Below are 2,129 nucleotides of genomic sequence, written 5' to 3'. Positions count from 1 at the left end.
TCTCGCGAGACCTATGCTCCGCCGCGGAACCGGGCACTCGAACGGTCCGACCTCACGTTTGTCCACGGCTTGTTCAACGATCCGGACGTGATGCGCTACTGGTTCGAGCCCGCTCATGCGACGATCACCGATCTCGAGGCCGACTTCGATCGCCAGCGCGGCCGCGACGAACAACGACGGTTCATCGTCGAAGCGTCGGGTCGTCGGGTCGGCATCGTGGAGCTGATGTATATCGACCACGTGCACCGGAACTGTGAGTTCCAGATCATCATCTCGCCGACCGAGCAGGGGCGCGGGTACGCGGGCGCGGCGACGCGCGAGATTCTGGACTTCGCTTTCCGGGCGTTGAATCTGCACAAGGTGTGGCTGCTGGTCGACACCGAGAACGCCGCGGCGATCCACGTGTACGAGAAGGTCGGGTTCGCGGTGGAGGGCGTCCTGCGGCAGGAGTTCTTCGCCGACGGCGCGTATCGCGATGCGACCCGGATGGCGATCTTCCAGCGCGACTATCTGGCCGCGGCGCGGTAGTCGCGGGCGATGCGGCTGCGATGGGCACAGCCGGCGGTGGTCGTCGCGCGTGTGGTCGTCGCCTGTTTGGTCGTCGTCGCGGGTGCGGTCGGGGCCGCGGCCGCGGTCGCTGAGCCGACCACGCTGCCCGTCGCCTACAGCTTTCTCGACGGGATCCGTGCGGAATTGTCGAACCCGGGCGGCTCGCTGCCGGGAACCAACGACTTCTCCTGCGCGCCGACCCCGAAGCACCCGCGGCCGGTGGTGCTTCTGCACGGCAGCGGCGGCGGGCGTCAGACCAATTGGGCGACCCTCGCCGCGGTCCTGAAGAACGACGGCTACTGCGTGTTCGCACCCACGTACGGGGCGCTGTCGTCGGTGTGGCCGGCGTCGGCCGTCGGTGGTCTCGGACCGAAAATCGACAGTGCCTGGGACGTGAAGGAGTTCATGGACCGGGTGATGGCGGCGACGCAGATCGATCAGGTCGACGTCGTCGGACATTCGCTCGGCACCGAGATCCCGACGTACTGGATGAAGTACCTCGGCGGTCAGGGGCACGTTGCGCACTACGTGTCGTTGGCGCCGTACTGGCGGCAGGGTCCGGACGGCGACGATGCCCGAGGGGAGCAGATCGCGGCGTTCCGCGACCGTCTCGGGATTCCGTCGCCTCCTCGGCCCGCGTGTCCGGAATGCTCGGCGGCGCCGGAGGACCTCGACTTCAATCGGGCGGTGCGCGAGCCGTCGCCGTACCTGCCGGGCGTCGCCTACACGAACATCGTCACGCGGCACGACGAAATCGTGACGCCCTACTCGGTAGGGCTGCTCGACGGCCCGCCAGGCACCGACGTGCGGAACGTCGTGGTGCAGGTCGGCTGCGAACAGGACCGTTCCAACCACATGTCGATCACCTCCAATCGCCGCAGCGCTGCACTGGTGTTGAATGCGTTGGATCCGGCCCGGCCGCGTCCGGTGCCCTGTGTTCCGGTGCAACCGGTGACCGGCGGCTGATCGGCCGCTGACCGGCAGCCATCGGCGTAGCGTCGAAGGCATGAGTGCACACCGACCCGAACCCCTGACCGACAGCGATGCTGATGCCCAGACTTCGGCCGCGTGGACCCTCGACAACGGCATGATCGTCGCGACGTACCGCCCCGGAAATATGGTGCGCGGCTTGGCGATGGTGACCGCGGTGGTCGCCGCCGCGGAAGAGGCCAACCACCATCCCGACATCGACCTGCGCTATCCGACCGTCACCTACCAGCTGACGACGCACAGCGAGAATCAGCTGACGTCGTACGACGTCGCCCTCGCGCAGCGGATCGACGAGATCGCCGCCGAGCAGGACATCCCGACGGCCTGACGTCGGCGCCTGGGTGTAGCGGTCTCGATACTCGTCGTTGTTCAGGGAGGTCGAGTGCCGCAGTGCGGCGGGTGTCCTCTCATGGTGGTCGAGTGCCGCTGCGGCGCGGAGCCCGCATCGGTGTATCGAGGCCGGGGGTTTGGGGTGGTGTGGCGGTCTCGATACTCGTCGTTGCTCGCTTCGCTCGCAGCGTCGAACTCGACCAGCCTGGGTCGGCCCGGGACGGTAGCGTGGCGACCATGCCGACTCCGGAGTATGTCCT

At 67.6% G+C, this 2,129-nt stretch carries 3 protein-coding genes; all 3 read left to right on the top strand.

Annotated elements, in window-relative coordinates:
- Window positions 1-528, top strand: a 528-nt coding sequence (locus tag GX543_RS17730; protein WP_290853848.1) for a GNAT family N-acetyltransferase, incomplete at its 5' end; no start/stop codon positions are given.
- Window positions 529-537: 9 nt separating this feature from the next.
- Complete coding sequence (locus GX543_RS17725; RefSeq protein WP_290853846.1) at window positions 538-1,515, top strand: alpha/beta fold hydrolase; 978 nt, start codon at window positions 538-540, stop codon at window positions 1,513-1,515.
- Window positions 1,516-1,555: 40 nt separating this feature from the next.
- Window positions 1,556-1,867: a 4a-hydroxytetrahydrobiopterin dehydratase gene (locus GX543_RS17720; RefSeq protein ID WP_290853845.1), complete on the top strand. Its 312-nt coding sequence runs from the start codon at window positions 1,556-1,558 to the stop codon at window positions 1,865-1,867.
- Window positions 1,868-2,129: the final 262 nt, after the last annotated feature.

Origin of the sequence: Gordonia sp. (in: high G+C Gram-positive bacteria) (assembly GCF_012515855.1) — a bacterium.
Taxonomy (GTDB): domain Bacteria; phylum Actinomycetota; class Actinomycetes; order Mycobacteriales; family Mycobacteriaceae; genus Gordonia.
This window is presented reverse-complemented; position numbering and strand designations above follow the sequence as displayed.